The organism is Acinetobacter sp. 24-47-62, from assembly GCF_056779765.1.
The window spans coordinates 1-235 of the sequence record NZ_JBWYIN010000053.1 but is presented as its reverse complement, the minus strand read 5'-3'; the positions used below and the strand labels follow the sequence as shown (position 1 = coordinate 235).

Annotated in this window: 1 protein-coding gene; it reads right to left on the bottom strand. The window is 52.3% G+C overall.

Going from position 1 to position 235, the window contains the following annotated elements; all coding sequences use genetic code 11:
* On the bottom strand, nt 1-235 hold a 235-nt coding region (locus AC1M87_RS14855), incomplete at both ends, for a hypothetical protein (RefSeq protein WP_481594133.1).

The following is a 235-nucleotide window of genomic DNA, read 5'->3' as shown; positions in this document are numbered from 1 at the left end:
GGTGTTTGCTTTGTACTGAGCCTGCGCCTTCTTCTTGTTCGAGGGCTGTGGCTTGCCAGCGTTGTAGGTGGACTGCGGTGGGTTGTAGGCTGCGTTGTCCAATAAAACTGGTGATGCTATCAAATTGTTCTGTCGCATCACTACGATGGTAGCGGATGTTGCGTCGGTTGAGGGCTTGGTATTGGCTGTTGTCGTCAATCAGGCGGAGCTTTTGTGCTTCGATCGGGCTGTTGTT